Consider the following 14629-nt stretch of genomic DNA (forward strand, 5'->3'; position numbering starts at 1 on the left):
GCTATCTGGCTTATTTTGGCTGCAACAACCCAGTTAATAAGCAGGCTATTAATAAGTAAAATGTATGAATAACTAATCACCGCTTTCGCAAAGCGTGGATAGGCGAATGCTTTACGTTCTTACGATTCACAACACGATCTCAGAACCGTTCATACCGGATCGTTTCATCGTCAAATCATCGTGTTCATAAAATCGGTGTTTCATCGAATCCGTACGTCATCGCGTCAGCACACCGTTGATGTAAGTACACATTAACGATGTGATACATCGCATCATTACGCCTTTCCGCTCTCATCCCTGAACGGGGTTGATGTTGTCGTGCTTTCATCACAAAAACTGTTCTGTACGACAGAACACTAAGTAAGCAGTTTGGAGCCATTTGTGGAAGACTTAACTTTCTGGCAGCTCATCAGTTTTGGTGAACATGGCTGGGGAAAATTATTACTCATTGGGACAGGCATGACGATCGCGCTGGCTATCTGCGGTTTCTTGCTGGGGGCCGCAATCGGTGCCATTGGCGCCTGGTCTAAAATCTGCGGCAATCGCCCCATACGTTATCTGGCCGATGGCTATACCACGCTCATCCGGGGAATTCCTGATCTGCTCATCATCTATCTGCTTTACTTTGGCGGCAGCACCGCGTTAACGCTGGTCGCCAAACTATTTGGCAGTGATGCATTTTTTGGCTTTCCCGGCTTCCTCGCCGGTGTGCTAGCCGTTGGAATTTCTTCCGGCGCGCAGCAAACAGAAGTCTATCGCGGCGCATTCTACGCCGTATCAAAAGGGGAAATAGAAGCCGCCAAAGCCTGCGGTATGCCAACCTTGCTACGTCTGCGCCGCATCATTATGCCGCTCCTGCTGCGCCACGCGATCCCTCCGCTCGGCAACGTATGGCAATTGGTATTGAAAACCTCCGCGTTGGTTTCCGTTACTGGCGTCGCCGAGTTGATGACGCAGTCGCAAACCGGGGCCGGTTCGACCGGAAAACCCTTTGATTTCTTTATGGCGGCCGCGCTGCTCTATCTGTTTATTTCTATCGTTTCCGGCTGGGTGATGCGCCGTGCCGAGTCTCATTATTCCCGAGGTGTGAAACGCTGATGGACCTCTCTTTTCTGTACGACACGTTTCTGGAAATTATTCCCGGCATTCCGCTGACGCTGCAACTTGCCGCCAGCTCCGTATTCCTGGGCTTCTTTCTGGCACTAGGGCTGGCATTGATGCAACAGTCTTCGTTTACCGTGCTGCGATCAATTTCACGAACCTACGTGCTGTTTTTCCGCGGTACGCCGCTGCTGGTGCAACTGTTCCTGATTTACTACGGGCTAGGGCAATTTCAATGGATTCGGGAAAGCGTACTGTGGCCATTCCTGCGCGAACCACACTGGTGCGCCCTACTGTCGCTCAGCCTGTGTACCGGCGCTTATGCTTGCGAAATTATTCGGGGCGGATTGCTGTCGGTTCCCACAGGCCAAATCGAATCCGCGCGCGCCTGCGGCATGCCTTCCTTCATGATTTTCAAGCGCATCATTTTCCCGCTGGCGATTCGCCAGGCGCTCCCTGCTTACGGCAACGAGCTGATCTCGATGGTGAAATCGACTTCACTGGCTTCCATCATCACGCTGATGGAAATCACCGGGATCGCCGCACGACTCATTGCAGAAACATACCGTCCACTCGAAGTATTTTTAGTGGCTGGCGCCATCTATTTATTTATTAATCTTATTTTGACACGTTTGTTGATGTGGGCAGAATTTACGCTAACACCGCATCTCCGAGCACCGGGTGCGCAACCACCCGCGAAAAAAATGAAAAAATTAGGAGACCTGCAATGACGACATCCGCCATTAGCCTGCGCAACATTCACAAAAGTTTCGGCTCATTGGACGTCCTGAAAGGGATTTCGATCGAAGCAAATCCAGGGGAAGTGATCTCCATTTTAGGCTCGTCCGGGTCAGGTAAATCGACGCTGCTGCGTTGCAGTAACCTACTGGAACTTCCCGATCGAGGCGAAATCATCGTCGGCGGGGAGACGATTGAAATGAAGCCGAATCGCAAAGGGCAGAACCGACCGTCGAACCCTAAACAGATCGACAGAATTCGTACCCAACTGGGCATGGTATTCCAGAATTTTAACCTTTGGTCACATAAGACCGTGCTGGAAAACATTATCGAAGCCCCCGTACACGTCTTAAAACGTCCCCAGGCGGCTTGTGTCGAACACGCCGAACAGTTATTAGAAAAAGTTGGTCTGGCCGATAAGCGTCACTACTATCCCGCGCATTTGTCAGGGGGCCAGCAACAGCGCGCCGCCATTGCCCGCGCACTGGCTATGGAACCCAAAGTCATGCTGTTTGATGAACCGACTTCGGCTCTTGACCCGGAATTGGTCGGCGAAGTGCTGCGTGTCATGCACACGCTGGCCGACGAGGGGATGACGATGCTGGTCGTGACCCACGAAATGGACTTTGCCCGTGAGGTTTCTCACCGCGTCATCTTTCTGCATCAGGGGGAAATCGAAGAGCAGGGAACGCCCGAGCAGGTGTTCACCGCCAGCCAATCGGCGCGCTTTCGGCAGTTTATTGCCAGTTGGTAAATGCCATCCTGCGTATTTCACGCTTCCGGCTATCTTCAGCTACAGCGTGAAATCCACAGGAAATAAATAACACATAACGATAGAGAATACCGGGAGAGAAATAGGATGATCAAAGCAAAATTCACACTACTTGCCTGTTCGCTGTGTATCGCAGGAACGCTGGCTACGGCATTTACCGCGTCGGCGGAGGAGAAAAAATGGACGACGGTTCGCGTAGCCACCGAAGGCGCTTACTATCCGTATAACTTTACTAAGCCAGACGGCACATTAGATGGTATGGAGATCGATCTGTACAAGGTCCTGTGTCACAACATGCAGGTAACCTGTGAGATCATGGTTCAGCCGTTCACCAGTACCATTCCTGCGTTAAATGCAGGGAAGTTCGACGCGATCATTTCTGGGATGTCCGCAACGGAGAAACGCCGTCAGGTGATTGATTTCAGTCAACCGTACACACAGGCAGGGCAGACTTTCGCCGTGCTAAAGTCCAGCCCTCTGGCCAAAGATTTCCCTGATGCGGGCGTGCGTTTCTCTATCGATCCCGCCAATGAAGCTAGCGCATTGGCCGAGATTGAAAAACTGAAACCGTTGCTGAAAGGCAAAACCATCGGTGTGCAGTCCGCTTCTATCGCCAGTACCTTTTTAGATAACTATCTGAAAGGGGTGATGAAAGTACGCGAATATAAAACCATGCAGGAACACGACCTGGATCTGAAGGCAGGGCGTGTTGATTTGGTTATCGCTTCTGCGCCTTACCTAAAAAGCGTGGCGGAAAAATCGGGTAATGAGATCGTCACGCCTGGGCCGCAGTTCATCGGTGGCATCTTAGGGAGTGGCTCTTCCGTTGGTTTACGAAAAAGCGATCCTGAGCTAAAAGCCATGTTCGATAAAGCCATCGATCAGGCTAAAAAAGACGGTACGATCAGGAAACTGAGCGAAAAATAGTTCGGCATGGACACTACGCCACTTTGAGTGTGAAGCCCTAGTTGAATCACGTGCCATCGTCATCTGGCCATGGCACGCCCGCGCAAATGTATCAGAGCCATCAAACGAGCACATCACGCATGAATGCAACACACAATGAAGGCACCCTGCCTTCTCTCGATCGCCACACCGTAGAGGAAATTTGCGGCTTAATTGCGGCCAAACGGCAGCAGTTCTGTGCCTTAAGCGACAGTATCTGGGATACGCCGGAACTGAATTATGAAGAATATCGTTCAGCCGCACAGCATGAGGCCGTCCTGAAAGCCGAAGGCTTCCGCCTGACGAGAGGCATCGCTGGTATGCCCACCGCGCTGCTGGGAGAATTCGGCGAAGGTTTGCCAATTATTGCCATTTTAGGTGAATATGACGCGCTGCCGGGACTGAGCCAGCAAGCGAATGTCGCAGAACCCAAACCACTGGAAAACGGTGGAAATGGGCACGGCTGCGGGCATAATCTCCTCGGCACTGCGGCGCTACAGGCGGCAACGGCGGTAAAAGATTATCTGCAAGAACACGCACTCCCCGGAACCGTGCGTTTTTACGGCTGCCCCGCGGAAGAAGGCGGGTCATCCAAAGGGTTCATGGTCAAGGAAGGCGTCTTTGATGATGTCGATATCGCCATCTGCTGGCATCCGGCGACCTTCACTGGCGTCAACAGCCCGGTATCATTGGCCTGTAACGAACTGAATTTTTATTTTAAAGGCCGTGCCGCCCATGCGGCGTCCAGTCCACATCTGGGCCGCAGCGCGCTCGACGCCGTCGAACTGATGAACGTGGGCGTGAACTATATGCGCGAACACATGCCTTCTTCCGCGCGTGTTCACTATGCGATCACCGACAGCGGCGGTCAGGCACCCAATGTGGTCCAGGCCAACGCGACCGTGCGTTACCTTGTGCGGGCGCGCGAGTTACCGGAGCTTCACCAATTAGTCAAACGGGTGAAAAAGATCGCCGAAGGCGCCGCGTTGATGACAGAAACCGAAGTCCACAGCGAAGTATTGAGCGGCGATGCCAATCTGCTGGCAAATCCGCCGCTGGAAGCGCGTATGCACGAACATCTGCTAGCGCTCGGCCCAGTCCCCTTCGATGATGAAGACCGCAAAATAGCGGCGATGTTTCAGACGGCGCTAAGCGAGGATGACATCGCGGAATCCTATGCCCGTTTCGGCGTAAAACCGCAGCCTGGCTTAACGTTACACGACGATATTTATCCGCTTTATAGCCCCAATGAAGCCTTCATCGGTTCTACCGATGTGGGGACGGTGAGTTGGGTCGTGCCGACGGTACAGATCCGTAGTGCGACCTATGCGATCGGTACACCCGCGCACTCATGGCAATTAGTTGCCCAAGGGAAAACGGCAGCGGCACATAAAGGGATGGAGTATGCGGCAAAAGCCATGGCATCGCTGGCTGTTGACCTGCTAGTCACGCCGGAGTTGGTGGCGCAGGCAAAAAACGATCATCGGGAAAGATTGCAGCGGACACCGTTTGAAAATCCAATTCCAGACGGCGTGCTCCCGCCAATCCCTCGGCGATAACGATTGATCTTAAAGATTGGTAAAAACCCGATCTTAACGATTAGTAAACGCCGTGACAAAACCGTCAGGAGGCACTCTCCTGACGGTAATGAAAACTACGGACGGGCAACAAAGCCAACGGCGTCGTAGACCTTCTTCAGCGTTTCCTGAGCGCGAACACTGGCATTCTCAGCGCCTTCCCGCATGACCTGTTGCAAAAAAGCTTCATCGTTACGGAAGCGATGATAGCGGGCTTGCAGTTCAGACAGCATGCCGGATACCGCTTCCGCCACGGCACCTTTTAAATGACCATACATCTGGCCACTGAATTCCTGTTCAAGTTCCGGAATGCTTTTTCCCGTCACGCCGGACAAAATGTCTAATAGATTCGATACCCCGGCTTTATTCACCACATCATAACGCACGACAGGCGGCTCGTCAGAATCCGTCACCGCGCGCTTGATCTTCTTCACCACCGCCGCCGGATCTTCCAGCAACCCGATGACGTTATTGCGGTTATCGTCAGATTTGGACATTTTCTTAGTCGGTTCCAGCAAAGACATCACGCGCGCGCCCGACTTCGGAATGAACGGCTCCGGCACCTTGAAGATATCGCCATAGAGATTATTGAAACGCTGAGCAATGTCTCGACTCAGTTCTAAATGTTGTTTCTGATCTTCGCCCACGGGTACTTGTGCAGTTTGATATAACAAGATGTCAGCAACCATTAGGACCGGGTAGTCGAACAATCCGGCCGTAATATTATCGGCATAACGCGCTGACTTATCTTTAAACTGCGTCATACGGTTCAGTTCACCAAAATAGGAATAGCAGTTCAGAACCCAGCTCAGTTGGCTATGTTCCGGCACATGGGATTGAACGAAGATAGTGCTCTTTTTCGGATCGATACCGCAGGCCAGGTACAGTGCCAACGTATCCAACGTCGCTTTTCTCAGCGCCTGTGGATCCTGACGTACCGTGATGGCATGCAAATCTACGATGCAATAGATGCAGTCGTAATCGTCCTGCATGTTGACCCACTGACGTAACGCCCCCATGTAGTTACCAATGGTCAATTCGCCAGACGGTTGCGCACCGCTAAATACAATGGGCTTGCTCATGCTAAGGGTTCCTGATTGTGTGAAAAAGATTGCCCGATGAGGGGCGGAATATCGGCAAAGTGATCCAGAACAATATCGGGTTGACTCAGCGCGATCGCTTCGCCGTAATTATAACCATACGTCATACCGACGCTACGGCAGCCTGCCGCCCGTGCCGCCTGAATATCATTACGGGAATCGCCGACAAACAAAAGCTCGCTGGCTCGCAGCCCCAGTTTACCAAGCACTAGATAGAGCGGCGCGGGGTGCGGCTTTTTCACAACGACATCATCGCCACCGATGATGAGTGAAAAATAGCCGCCAATCTCTAGCCCTGCCAGCAACGGAGCAACAAACGGCGTGGGTTTATTGGTCACCACCGCCATTGGAACCCCCTGCTGAGCCAACTGCGCCAGCGTCTCTTTTACCTGTGGGAACAGTGTACTACCGCTATCTACCGTCTGCGCATAATAGCTATCGAATTGCTTCCGGGTTTCCTGCAGGCGTTCCGCGCTGGGTTCAATTCCCGCCCAGCGCAGCGCTCGCTCAACCATGACGTCAGCCCCGTTGCCAATCCACGTTGCGACGCGCGCCTCTCCTGCCGCAGGCAATGACTGCGCCACTAACGCGCGATCGATCGCCGCCGCTAAACCTGGCGCGCTATGAATCAGCGTACCATCCAAATCAAACGCTACCCCGCGAATCGCGGTTAATTCAGTCATGTTTCGTCCTTGAAATTTCATTACGCATTTGATCGATGACGGCACGGTAATCAAGATGACCAAAAATAGCCGATCCCGCCACAAACATATCCGCGCCGGCTTGCGCAATCGCGCCGATATTCTCGACTTTTACCCCGCCATCAACTTCCAGCCGAATATCGTAACCGCCATCGTCGATTAAACGACGCACCTGACGCAGCTTATCCAACGTGCTGGGAATAAAGGACTGACCGCCAAATCCAGGGTTAACCGACATCAACAGGATAATGTCCAGCTTATCCATGACGTAATCAAGATAACTTAGCGGGGTAGCCGGGTTAAACACCAGCCCAGCCTTACAGCCGTGATCTTTGATCAGTTGCAGCGAACGGTCGAGATGATCGGTCGCTTCAGGGTGAAAAGTGATAAAACTGGCTCCCGCGTTGGCGAAATCGGGGATGATGCGATCAACGGGTTTTACCATCAGGTGCACGTCAATCGGCGCGGTAATACCGTAATCGCGTAGAGACTTCAGCACCAACGGGCCAATCGTCAAATTGGGCACATAGTGGTTATCCATGACATCAAAATGAACCACATCGGCTCCCGCAGCCAAAGCGTTGGCGGTATCCTCACCAAGACGAGCGAAATCAGCCGATAAAATGGATGGCGCGATTAAAAATGGTTTCATTCATTTCTCCAAACGGTAAAGTCTGAATGCCTGCGGGCAACTGATTTCCGGCGAATGACGATTAACGCCATTCGCCGATTTATACGCTCTATTTGCCCTGCCCTGTAGACAAAGAGAGATCACCGATAGAGTGCCAATAGCTCGTTGACTTTACTCCGCCCTAAAATGTTACGGCTAATCGTTCTACGCGCTTTAACAACATACAGCACGGCTTCCTGGTACCATTCCCGCGTTAACGATGTGTCATGATTGGAAATCAGTACCGGGATCTGGTTTTCTGCCGACAGTCGCCGCGCCAGTCGCGCCAGGCTTTGCTGATCGGCGCGACTGAAATTATTGGTGTGATAAGCGGTAAAATTGGCGGTCGCAGACAGCGGCGCATAAGGTGGATCGCAATAGATCACTGACCCTTTCTCTGCTTTTTCCAGCGTGTCCTGATAATGTTCGCATACGAAAGTGGCATTTTGCGCTTTGTAAGCAAACCAGCGAATCTCTTCTTCAGGAAAGTAAGGCTTTTTGTAGCGTCCGAAAGGGACATTGAACTCACCGCGCATGTTGTAACGGCACAAACCGTTATAGCAGTGGCGATTCAAATAGAGAAAGAGCAACGCACGCCGATAGGCATCGTTACACAGGTTAAATTCATCACGTAGCAGATAAAATGCCTCAGATGTATTAACTTCATCCGTAAAAAGCCTACGGGCGTCAATGACAAACTCATCGGCATTTGATTTGACGATATTGTACAGATTAATCAGGTCGCTATTAATATCCGCCAAAATGTAGCGCTCGTACTCCGTATTCAGGAATACAGAACCCGCACCAACAAAAGGCTCAATAAGACAGTCTCCCGCGGGTAAATAGCGGCGAATCTCTTCTATCAGCGGATATTTGCCACCTGCCCATTTTAAAAAAGCGCGGTTCTTCTTCATGCCGTCGTTAGTTACTCATACGTTTCAGAGCCGCGGATTGTACTCTGTGTCAGACAGCACATCAGGGCTAAAATTAGTGTTACTTATTCAAGTCCTGCTTCACCTGACGGATCGGCTTAACCCAGGGTTTTTTCGCTTGTACGTCGGCGGGTAACGCGGCAATCGCGCGCTTTGCTTGCGCCGAAGAAGCATAGACTCCGTTCACTAACACATACCAGGATTTCCCATCTCGTTTGGTTTCATACACCCACGAATGCGTGAGGTTGTGTTGTTTCGCGTAGGCCCTCAGCGTATCTGGGCGCGACGCACCGCTCAGTTGCAGAGTAAAATGGCTGGCAGGCGCGTTTTGTATAGAGACATTCTGCCCTATCGGCGCCGGCGTCGCTTTCGCGTGAGTTGCTGGCTTACTGGCGACTGACGATTTTGCTGCGTTATTCGCGGCAGGCTTGGCCTGATGAGCCTGCGTCGGCGCCGTATTGTGCGTATTTTTTGCAGAGGGCGCTACGGGCGTTTTTTTCACTGGCGCAACGGTCGCAGGTGCCGTCGGCAACGTCGAATCGCCTGTCGCGCGTTGAGAAAACTCACTAACGCGCGATTGCTGCTGTGATAATGCATCGGTGATATTACCCGGTAACTCGATACGCTGCTGGCCCGCCACCGGCGGCTGAATCTGCGCCTCAGTCGGCGTAGCGGAAACCGGCGGCGCACTCAATGTCTGAGGCGACGTCGGCATCTGAGAAGTCGTTGGAGCGGGTATTTGACCCTGGCCGGAAGCGGTTGCCGCATCGCCACTCGGCGAGGAGGCCGGTACGCTTTGTGCCACGGAGGACGAAAGATCGATACTCCTCTCGCCACTGGTTTGGCCTTGCGTTTGCGGTTGAGACGGTGCCTGCAAAGCCGAGCCAATGCCCACAATCAACAGCACCAGAACGGCGATCCCGGTCCCTATCATCAGGTGTTGTCTGGAAATTGCGATTTTAGGTACCGTAAAATTGCGGCTTTTTTGCTGACGAGTAGGTCGACGGTCACTGGTATCAGGCTTCAGCTCATCTTCCGGCTTAAACTCATCCATTTAACATCTCCCCCGCTAAAGAACTCGAATTCGCCATGCAGCCGTCACAGCGAATCATTGAATCGTAACGCATTGTATTTTATTAACCATAACCCATCGGGGCTTGTCTGTCGTTAATACTCGCTTTTCATCGCACGACAGCGTGTCACGTTAGGCACAGCAATCGGCTATCGATGCCAGTACCTTGTCATGCGCTATATCGCCACGGACTTCCGACTGACCAATTGCCGTTGGCAGTACCAAACGCAACGCACCCGCCAACACTTTTTTGTCACGCATCATATGGGGAAGATAGGCTTCAGGCGCCATTTGCGCCGGGCCCCTCACGGGTAGATCGGCACGAACCAGCAGAGATTTGATCCGCTCGACGTCTACTATGGAGAGCAACCCCAAACGACGTGACATATGCGCAGCCATTACCATACCTGCCGCAACGGCTTCACCATGGAGCCAGTTGCCGTAGCCCATTTCTGTTTCAATCGCATGTCCATAAGTATGGCCCAAATTGAGCAATGCGCGCATACCACGTTCATGTTCATCTGCCGCGACCACTGCCGCCTTGATTTCGCAGCAACGTCGGATGCAATAAGCCAATGCTTCAGACTGTAGCCCACGCACCGCTTCAATGTTTTCTTCAAGCCAAACGAAGAAATCGCGATCCAGAATGACGCCGTATTTAATGACTTCCGCTAATCCGGATGACAATTCGCGTGCCGGTAACGATTTCAGACAGTCCAGATCGATCACCACCGACGCGGGCTGATAGAATGCGCCGATCATGTTTTTACCCAGCGGGTGATTGACGGCAGTTTTACCACCAACGGAGGAATCTACCTGCGCTAACAGCGTCGTAGGCACCTGAATAAATCGGACGCCACGCTGATAGCTGGCGGCGGCAAAACCGGCTAAATCGCCAATGACACCGCCCCCTAAGGCCACGATCGTCGTATCACGACCATGCGGTTTCGCCAACAGCGCGGTGAAAACCTGATCCAACACCGTCAGCGATTTGTACTGCTCACCGTCAGGAAGAATAACCTGATCGACATGTATGCCATTGTTTTCCAACACGCCACGAACGCGATCGAGATACAGAGGCGCCAACGTTTGGTTCGTAACCAACATGGCCTGATCCCCGGCGCTCAACGGCATAAAAGAAGCCGAATCATCGAATAATCCGGCGGCTATCGTAATGGGATAGCTGCGCTTCCCGAGTGTTACGGTAATTCTTTCCATGCTCGTTTAATAACCCGTTCAGGATCCGCCCAAGGCGGATTGAGGCATGCTCTTAGTTGTTTTCCAGCATCGCAATAATCTGGTTAGCAACAACCTTAGCACTTTGCTCGTCAGTACGAATGGTAACGTCGGCGATCTCTTCATAAAGCGGGTTCCGCTCTTTCGCCAACGCTTCCAACACTTCACGCGGAGGGGTTTCAACCTGAAGTAACGGACGCTTTTTGTCACGCTGCGTGCGAGCCAGCTGCTTTTCAATTGTCGTTTCTAAATAAACGACAACCCCACGCGCGGAAAGACGATTACGCGTCTCGCGTGATTTGACTGAGCCGCCGCCTGTCGCCAGTACGATGCCCTGTTTTTCCGTCAATTCATTAATGACTTTCTCTTCACGATCGCGAAAGCCTTCTTCGCCTTCCACATCGAACACCCAGCCCACATCAGCGCCAGTACGTCGCTCAATCTCTTGATCGGAGTCGAAAAACTCCATATTGAGTTGCTGAGCTAACTGACGGCCAATAGTACTTTTGCCGGCACCCATAGGCCCAACCAGAAAGATATTGCGTTTCTCTGCCATGTTTTTTGGTATTACTAAGACAATTCGTTAATGATAACCCGCCCCGCCAATCGACCCAGCGGCGGGACCTAAACTGAAACCTCATGAGCGATAGTGCGAGAATCAGACAAAAAATTATCTCAAGACTCAGGGTAGTTTGGCAACCGAATAAAATGTCACACCAACCACGAGTGGTCGATGCTGTACGTTTTATCAACATTTTCGGTGGAACAACGCCTTAGTGCTCAATTCGCTAACCCTTGTAAGCTAAATCCGTCGCAGCGTCAAACGCATAAGCGCGAACACGACAAAATATTGCGCCCTGTCAGAAAAAAACACTGTGTGGCATCAGCGTGTTACCGGATTTACTCACGATGAAGCGGAAATCAACGTCGGTGTAATGAAAATGACCAATTCCCGTCGCGTATGCTGCTGAGTATGATTTCTGAACAGATGTCCCAATAGGGGGACATCACCCAAAATGGGCACCTGCCTATCGGCGTTATTCTTTTGCTGCTGGAAAATCCCCCCTAACACAATCGTTTCGCCATCGGCGACCGTTACCTGGGTCTGGATCTCCTGCTTATCGATCGCTAACGCTTCGCCGTTATCTCCCTGTTTGATTGCCTGCCCAGGCATATTCTGGCTAATTTTCAGATTCAGCGTAATTCGTCCGCCACGCAAAATAGCAGGCGTGACTTCCATGCCGAGCACCGCTTCTTTAAATTCGATAGACGTCGATCCGCTGGCGCCGCTGGAAACCTGATATGGAATTTCTGTGCCTTGTTTAATACTGGCGGTTTGCTGGTGTGCGGTAAATAAACGCGGGCTGGCGATGATTTCGACTTCACGTTCCTGCTCCAGAGCCATCAATTCCAGATCCAGTAAACGCCCATTCAATCGCGCGATATGGAATCCGGCACTAACCGCTGGCGTATCCACTGGTAAGCCAACATTAAAATTATTCAGCCTGAGCGCTTTATTCGCCACATCCTCCCCACCCAACCCCCAGTTCACCCCCAACGCCTGTAAATGCTCACTGCTGATGGTGACAATGTGTGCCGCCAACTGCACCTGAGCTAGCGGCAGATCGAGCGCGTTTACCCAAGGTTCTAGCTGAGACAACGCATCTTCCGTATCACGAATCAGTAAGGTATTCGTTCGTTTATCGACGGTGACGCTGCCGCGTGAAGAGAGCAAAGTCCCGCGCTGAGCCTGGACGCTGGTCGCCATGTCCGACGCGTCAGCATACTGCAACGCCACAGAAATATTGCGTAACGGCAATTTTTGCGCCTGCTCCGCCGCACGCTCGTCCCGTTCCTTTTGTAAGGATTCAAGATGACCAGCTGGAAACACGAGCAGCACGTTACCGTGGCGTTCTGCGCTAAGTTTTCCCATGCGTAAAACAATATCCAAGGCTTGCTGCCAAGGTACCGCTGATAGTCTTAAGCTCAGATTACCTTCCACTCCCGGTGCAATGACAATATTAAGTTGTTGATGATCGGCTAAAGCCTGTAACACGCGAGGTATCGGCGAATCTTCAAAAGCCATAGAGACGGAGCTTTGCGCACTGACCTGGTATGGCGCAACAAATAAAAGCAGCCCGAACCACACCGCCATTTGACATAACATCCTCATATTCAACACGTTCCTTGTTAGAGAAATACGTCTCTTCATAAAATAGCGATCCTTAATCGCATTTAAACCCGCCTCACCGGCGTAGGTTCCATCTATTTCGCTGGCTTATTGATAAATGGAGAAACCAACAACAGCGCCTCGGAAGAGCCATCACAGCCAGTTTCACGCACCGTGGGTACCAGTTTGGCTCCCGATCTATCCAGTTGGCTAACTAACCAATCCCCCGGAGGGATCGTCTCACCGCTTGTCAACTTGAGCCATTCAGCGTCAGCGCGCGCCAGCCATCCCGTCCAGCGATCGCCTGTACCAATCACACCCTTAAGTCGCCAGGCGGATTGCATAGCCGTCGTCAAGCAGCGAGGTGCCGCTAGCGGTTGAAAGGGGTCAGTGCGCACTGCGCGCCTTTCTGCCTGCGCGCTGGTCAAGAGGGATAACCATAGCAGTGTGCTACTGAGCATAATGTGGTTCATGCCCCACCCCCGGCCTGATGAGTGATAGCTCAACCTGTAAACGTCGCGTTTCTAATGGCAGCGCCGTTTGGACACTATCTGGCTTTACGGTCAGTTGCGCGATTCGCAATACATAGGGTAATTCGGTCAACTCGCGCAGCACCAACAGCACGCTGGCGTAATCGGCGCTAAACGCCAATCGCCACTGTTCCTGAGGAGGTTCACCTGCGTGGGGTAAAACGGGTTTCCATGACAGTAAAGAGGCATTGGCTTGTGACAACGGCGCAACAATCAACTGTGCCAACCTATCAGGCTTGAAGGGGGCAACGTACGCAGTTTTCTCCGCTAATTGCGTAAGTAACATGGACAATAACGGCATCGCGTCTAGTTTTTGTTGTATTGACTGGATATCCATACGCGTCTGAACGGTTCGCGCTTCGTCATCAATAGCGGTTCGCCGCACGTCTCCGACGAGAAACCAAGCCGAAAGCAACCCAACGGTGGTGACAAATGTCAATTGAAGCGCTAGCTGATGCCATAGCGGCTTACTAATGAGTCGCGGACAATTCAGCACGATATTAGTGGCACTCGTGTGGCTAATCATGGGCGTCCCCTGCTGGGGATACGATACTGTCACGCCAGTCGACCTGAAAAGAAAAATGCAGCCAGGCGTTCGCATCACGATTGCGAAACGTATGCAACAGTCGCACTCGCTCAACAGAAATATGGCGTAATAATGCATGCTGTAGCATCACAATATCGTGATAGCTTTCTCCCACGCCGGAAAGCAATAAGTGCGATCCGCCGTCGGCCATTTCCGTCAGCCATAAACGTGCAGGCATAATGCTGGCAAGTTGCTCGAATAAGCGCAGATTGCGTCGATTGTCCTGGCGGACGATCGCCTCTGCGTGTTCCTGCACTTGATGACGACGTAAGGTTTCTTGTGCCAGGTGCGTCTGCTGGTAGCGTGCTACCAGTTGCTGTTGCTGGATCTGAACCGCATCAAGCGTTTCCTGCGCACGCTGTTGTCGGCCATACCAAAGCAGATAGAGCGCCGCTATGAAGCAGAACATCATGCCTGCCTGTAGCCACAGCAGCAGCAACCAACGGTGTGCCCGCCGACGCATTTGCGTTTCCCGCCAGGGTAAAAGGTTAATCAGCAT

16 protein-coding genes are annotated in these 14629 nt (G+C 52.1%); 5 read left to right on the top strand and 11 right to left on the bottom strand.

The window, feature by feature from the left end; translation table 11 throughout:
- Window positions 1-381 precede the first annotated feature (381 nt).
- The 5 genes from RFN81_RS16880 (at window position 382) to RFN81_RS16900 (ending at window position 5115) form a co-directional block, all read left to right on the top strand.
- Window positions 382-1098, top strand: a complete 717-nt coding sequence (locus RFN81_RS16880) for an ABC transporter permease (RefSeq protein ID WP_264496910.1) — start codon at window positions 382-384, stop codon at window positions 1096-1098.
- Window positions 1098-1832 carry an ABC transporter permease gene (locus RFN81_RS16885; protein WP_264496911.1) on the top strand — a complete coding sequence of 245 codons (735 nt, stop codon included), beginning with the start codon at window positions 1098-1100 and terminating at the stop codon, window positions 1830-1832. Before RFN81_RS16880 ends, RFN81_RS16885 begins: the two co-directional genes overlap by 1 nt.
- Window positions 1829-2593, top strand: a complete 765-nt coding sequence (locus tag RFN81_RS16890) for an ABC transporter ATP-binding protein (protein ID WP_264496912.1) — start codon at window positions 1829-1831, stop codon at window positions 2591-2593. The genes RFN81_RS16885 and RFN81_RS16890 overlap by 4 nt, the downstream gene beginning before the upstream one ends.
- A gap of 105 nt (window positions 2594-2698) precedes the next feature.
- Window positions 2699-3538, top strand: a complete 840-nt coding sequence (locus tag RFN81_RS16895) for a transporter substrate-binding domain-containing protein (protein WP_264496913.1) — start codon at window positions 2699-2701, stop codon at window positions 3536-3538.
- Between the two features lie 119 nt (window positions 3539-3657).
- Window positions 3658-5115, top strand: a complete 1458-nt coding sequence (locus tag RFN81_RS16900) for a M20 family metallopeptidase (RefSeq protein ID WP_264496914.1) — start codon at window positions 3658-3660, stop codon at window positions 5113-5115.
- A 95-nt stretch (window positions 5116-5210) separates the two neighbouring features.
- On the opposite strand, the gene trpS is transcribed toward RFN81_RS16900, so the two are convergent.
- The 11 genes from trpS to RFN81_RS16955 all read right to left on the bottom strand — a co-directional run bounded on the left by trpS (window position 5211) and on the right by RFN81_RS16955 (window position 14629).
- Window positions 5211-6215 (bottom strand): tryptophan--tRNA ligase, encoded by a 1005-nt coding sequence (trpS, locus tag RFN81_RS16905; protein WP_264496915.1) that lies wholly within the window; start codon window positions 6213-6215, stop codon window positions 5211-5213.
- Window positions 6212-6916, bottom strand: a complete 705-nt coding sequence (locus tag RFN81_RS16910) for a phosphoglycolate phosphatase (RefSeq protein ID WP_264496916.1) — start codon at window positions 6914-6916, stop codon at window positions 6212-6214. Before RFN81_RS16910 ends, trpS begins: the two co-directional genes overlap by 4 nt.
- Window positions 6909-7586: a ribulose-phosphate 3-epimerase gene (rpe, locus tag RFN81_RS16915; RefSeq protein WP_264496917.1), complete on the bottom strand. Its 678-nt coding sequence runs from the start codon at window positions 7584-7586 to the stop codon at window positions 6909-6911. Before rpe ends, RFN81_RS16910 begins: the two co-directional genes overlap by 8 nt.
- A gap of 119 nt (window positions 7587-7705) precedes the next feature.
- Entirely contained in the window at window positions 7706-8518 is an 813-nt protein-coding gene (gene dam, locus RFN81_RS16920) for an adenine-specific DNA-methyltransferase (RefSeq protein WP_264496918.1), read from the bottom strand.
- A 79-nt stretch (window positions 8519-8597) separates the two neighbouring features.
- Window positions 8598-9590: an SPOR domain-containing protein gene (locus RFN81_RS16925; protein ID WP_264496919.1), complete on the bottom strand. Its 993-nt coding sequence runs from the start codon at window positions 9588-9590 to the stop codon at window positions 8598-8600.
- Between the two features lie 150 nt (window positions 9591-9740).
- The gene (aroB, locus tag RFN81_RS16930) at window positions 9741-10826 is read right to left on the bottom strand and encodes a 3-dehydroquinate synthase (protein ID WP_264496920.1); all 1086 of its coding nucleotides are present in this window, start codon (window positions 10824-10826) and stop codon (window positions 9741-9743) included.
- Window positions 10827-10878: 52 nt separating this feature from the next.
- Window positions 10879-11400: a shikimate kinase AroK gene (gene aroK / locus RFN81_RS16935; RefSeq protein WP_264496921.1), complete on the bottom strand. Its 522-nt coding sequence runs from the start codon at window positions 11398-11400 to the stop codon at window positions 10879-10881.
- A gap of 348 nt (window positions 11401-11748) precedes the next feature.
- Window positions 11749-12999: a DNA uptake porin HofQ gene (gene hofQ, locus RFN81_RS16940; protein WP_264496922.1), complete on the bottom strand. Its 1251-nt coding sequence runs from the start codon at window positions 12997-12999 to the stop codon at window positions 11749-11751.
- 110 nt (window positions 13000-13109) lie between these two features.
- Complete coding sequence (locus RFN81_RS16945; RefSeq protein WP_264496923.1) at window positions 13110-13487, bottom strand: DUF2531 family protein; 378 nt, start codon at window positions 13485-13487, stop codon at window positions 13110-13112.
- Window positions 13465-14070, bottom strand: coding sequence for a hypothetical protein (locus RFN81_RS16950; protein ID WP_264496924.1), 606 nt, complete (start codon window positions 14068-14070; stop codon window positions 13465-13467). Before RFN81_RS16950 ends, RFN81_RS16945 begins: the two co-directional genes overlap by 23 nt.
- Window positions 14063-14629, bottom strand: coding sequence for a PilN domain-containing protein (locus RFN81_RS16955; RefSeq protein WP_264496925.1), 567 nt, complete (start codon window positions 14627-14629; stop codon window positions 14063-14065). Before RFN81_RS16955 ends, RFN81_RS16950 begins: the two co-directional genes overlap by 8 nt.

Source organism: Pectobacterium cacticida (genome assembly GCF_036885195.1).
Lineage (GTDB): Bacteria > Pseudomonadota > Gammaproteobacteria > Enterobacterales > Enterobacteriaceae > Pectobacterium > Pectobacterium cacticida.

Coding starts and splice junctions, on each gene's coding strand:
- RFN81_RS16885 (WP_264496911.1), top strand. CDS start 1,098: ATGGACCTCTCTTTTCTGTACGACACGTTTCTGGAAATTATTCCCGGC.
- RFN81_RS16890 (WP_264496912.1), top strand. CDS start 1,829: ATGACGACATCCGCCATTAGCCTGCGCAACATTCACAAAAGTTTCGGC.
- RFN81_RS16895 (WP_264496913.1), top strand. CDS start 2,699: ATGATCAAAGCAAAATTCACACTACTTGCCTGTTCGCTGTGTATCGCA.
- RFN81_RS16900 (WP_264496914.1), top strand. CDS start 3,658: ATGAATGCAACACACAATGAAGGCACCCTGCCTTCTCTCGATCGCCAC.
- trpS (WP_264496915.1), bottom strand. CDS start 6,215: ATGAGCAAGCCCATTGTATTTAGCGGTGCGCAACCGTCTGGCGAATTG.
- RFN81_RS16910 (WP_264496916.1), bottom strand. CDS start 6,916: ATGACTGAATTAACCGCGATTCGCGGGGTAGCGTTTGATTTGGATGGT.
- rpe (WP_264496917.1), bottom strand. CDS start 7,586: ATGAAACCATTTTTAATCGCGCCATCCATTTTATCGGCTGATTTCGCT.
- dam (WP_264496918.1), bottom strand. CDS start 8,518: ATGAAGAAGAACCGCGCTTTTTTAAAATGGGCAGGTGGCAAATATCCG.
- RFN81_RS16925 (WP_264496919.1), bottom strand. CDS start 9,590: ATGGATGAGTTTAAGCCGGAAGATGAGCTGAAGCCTGATACCAGTGAC.
- aroB (WP_264496920.1), bottom strand. CDS start 10,826: ATGGAAAGAATTACCGTAACACTCGGGAAGCGCAGCTATCCCATTACG.
- aroK (WP_264496921.1), bottom strand. CDS start 11,400: ATGGCAGAGAAACGCAATATCTTTCTGGTTGGGCCTATGGGTGCCGGC.
- hofQ (WP_264496922.1), bottom strand. CDS start 12,999: ATGGCGGTGTGGTTCGGGCTGCTTTTATTTGTTGCGCCATACCAGGTC.
- RFN81_RS16945 (WP_264496923.1), bottom strand. CDS start 13,487: ATGAACCACATTATGCTCAGTAGCACACTGCTATGGTTATCCCTCTTG.
- RFN81_RS16950 (WP_264496924.1), bottom strand. CDS start 14,070: ATGATTAGCCACACGAGTGCCACTAATATCGTGCTGAATTGTCCGCGA.
- RFN81_RS16955 (WP_264496925.1), bottom strand. CDS start 14,629: ATGCTGATTAACCTTTTACCCTGGCGGGAAACGCAAATGCGTCGGCGG.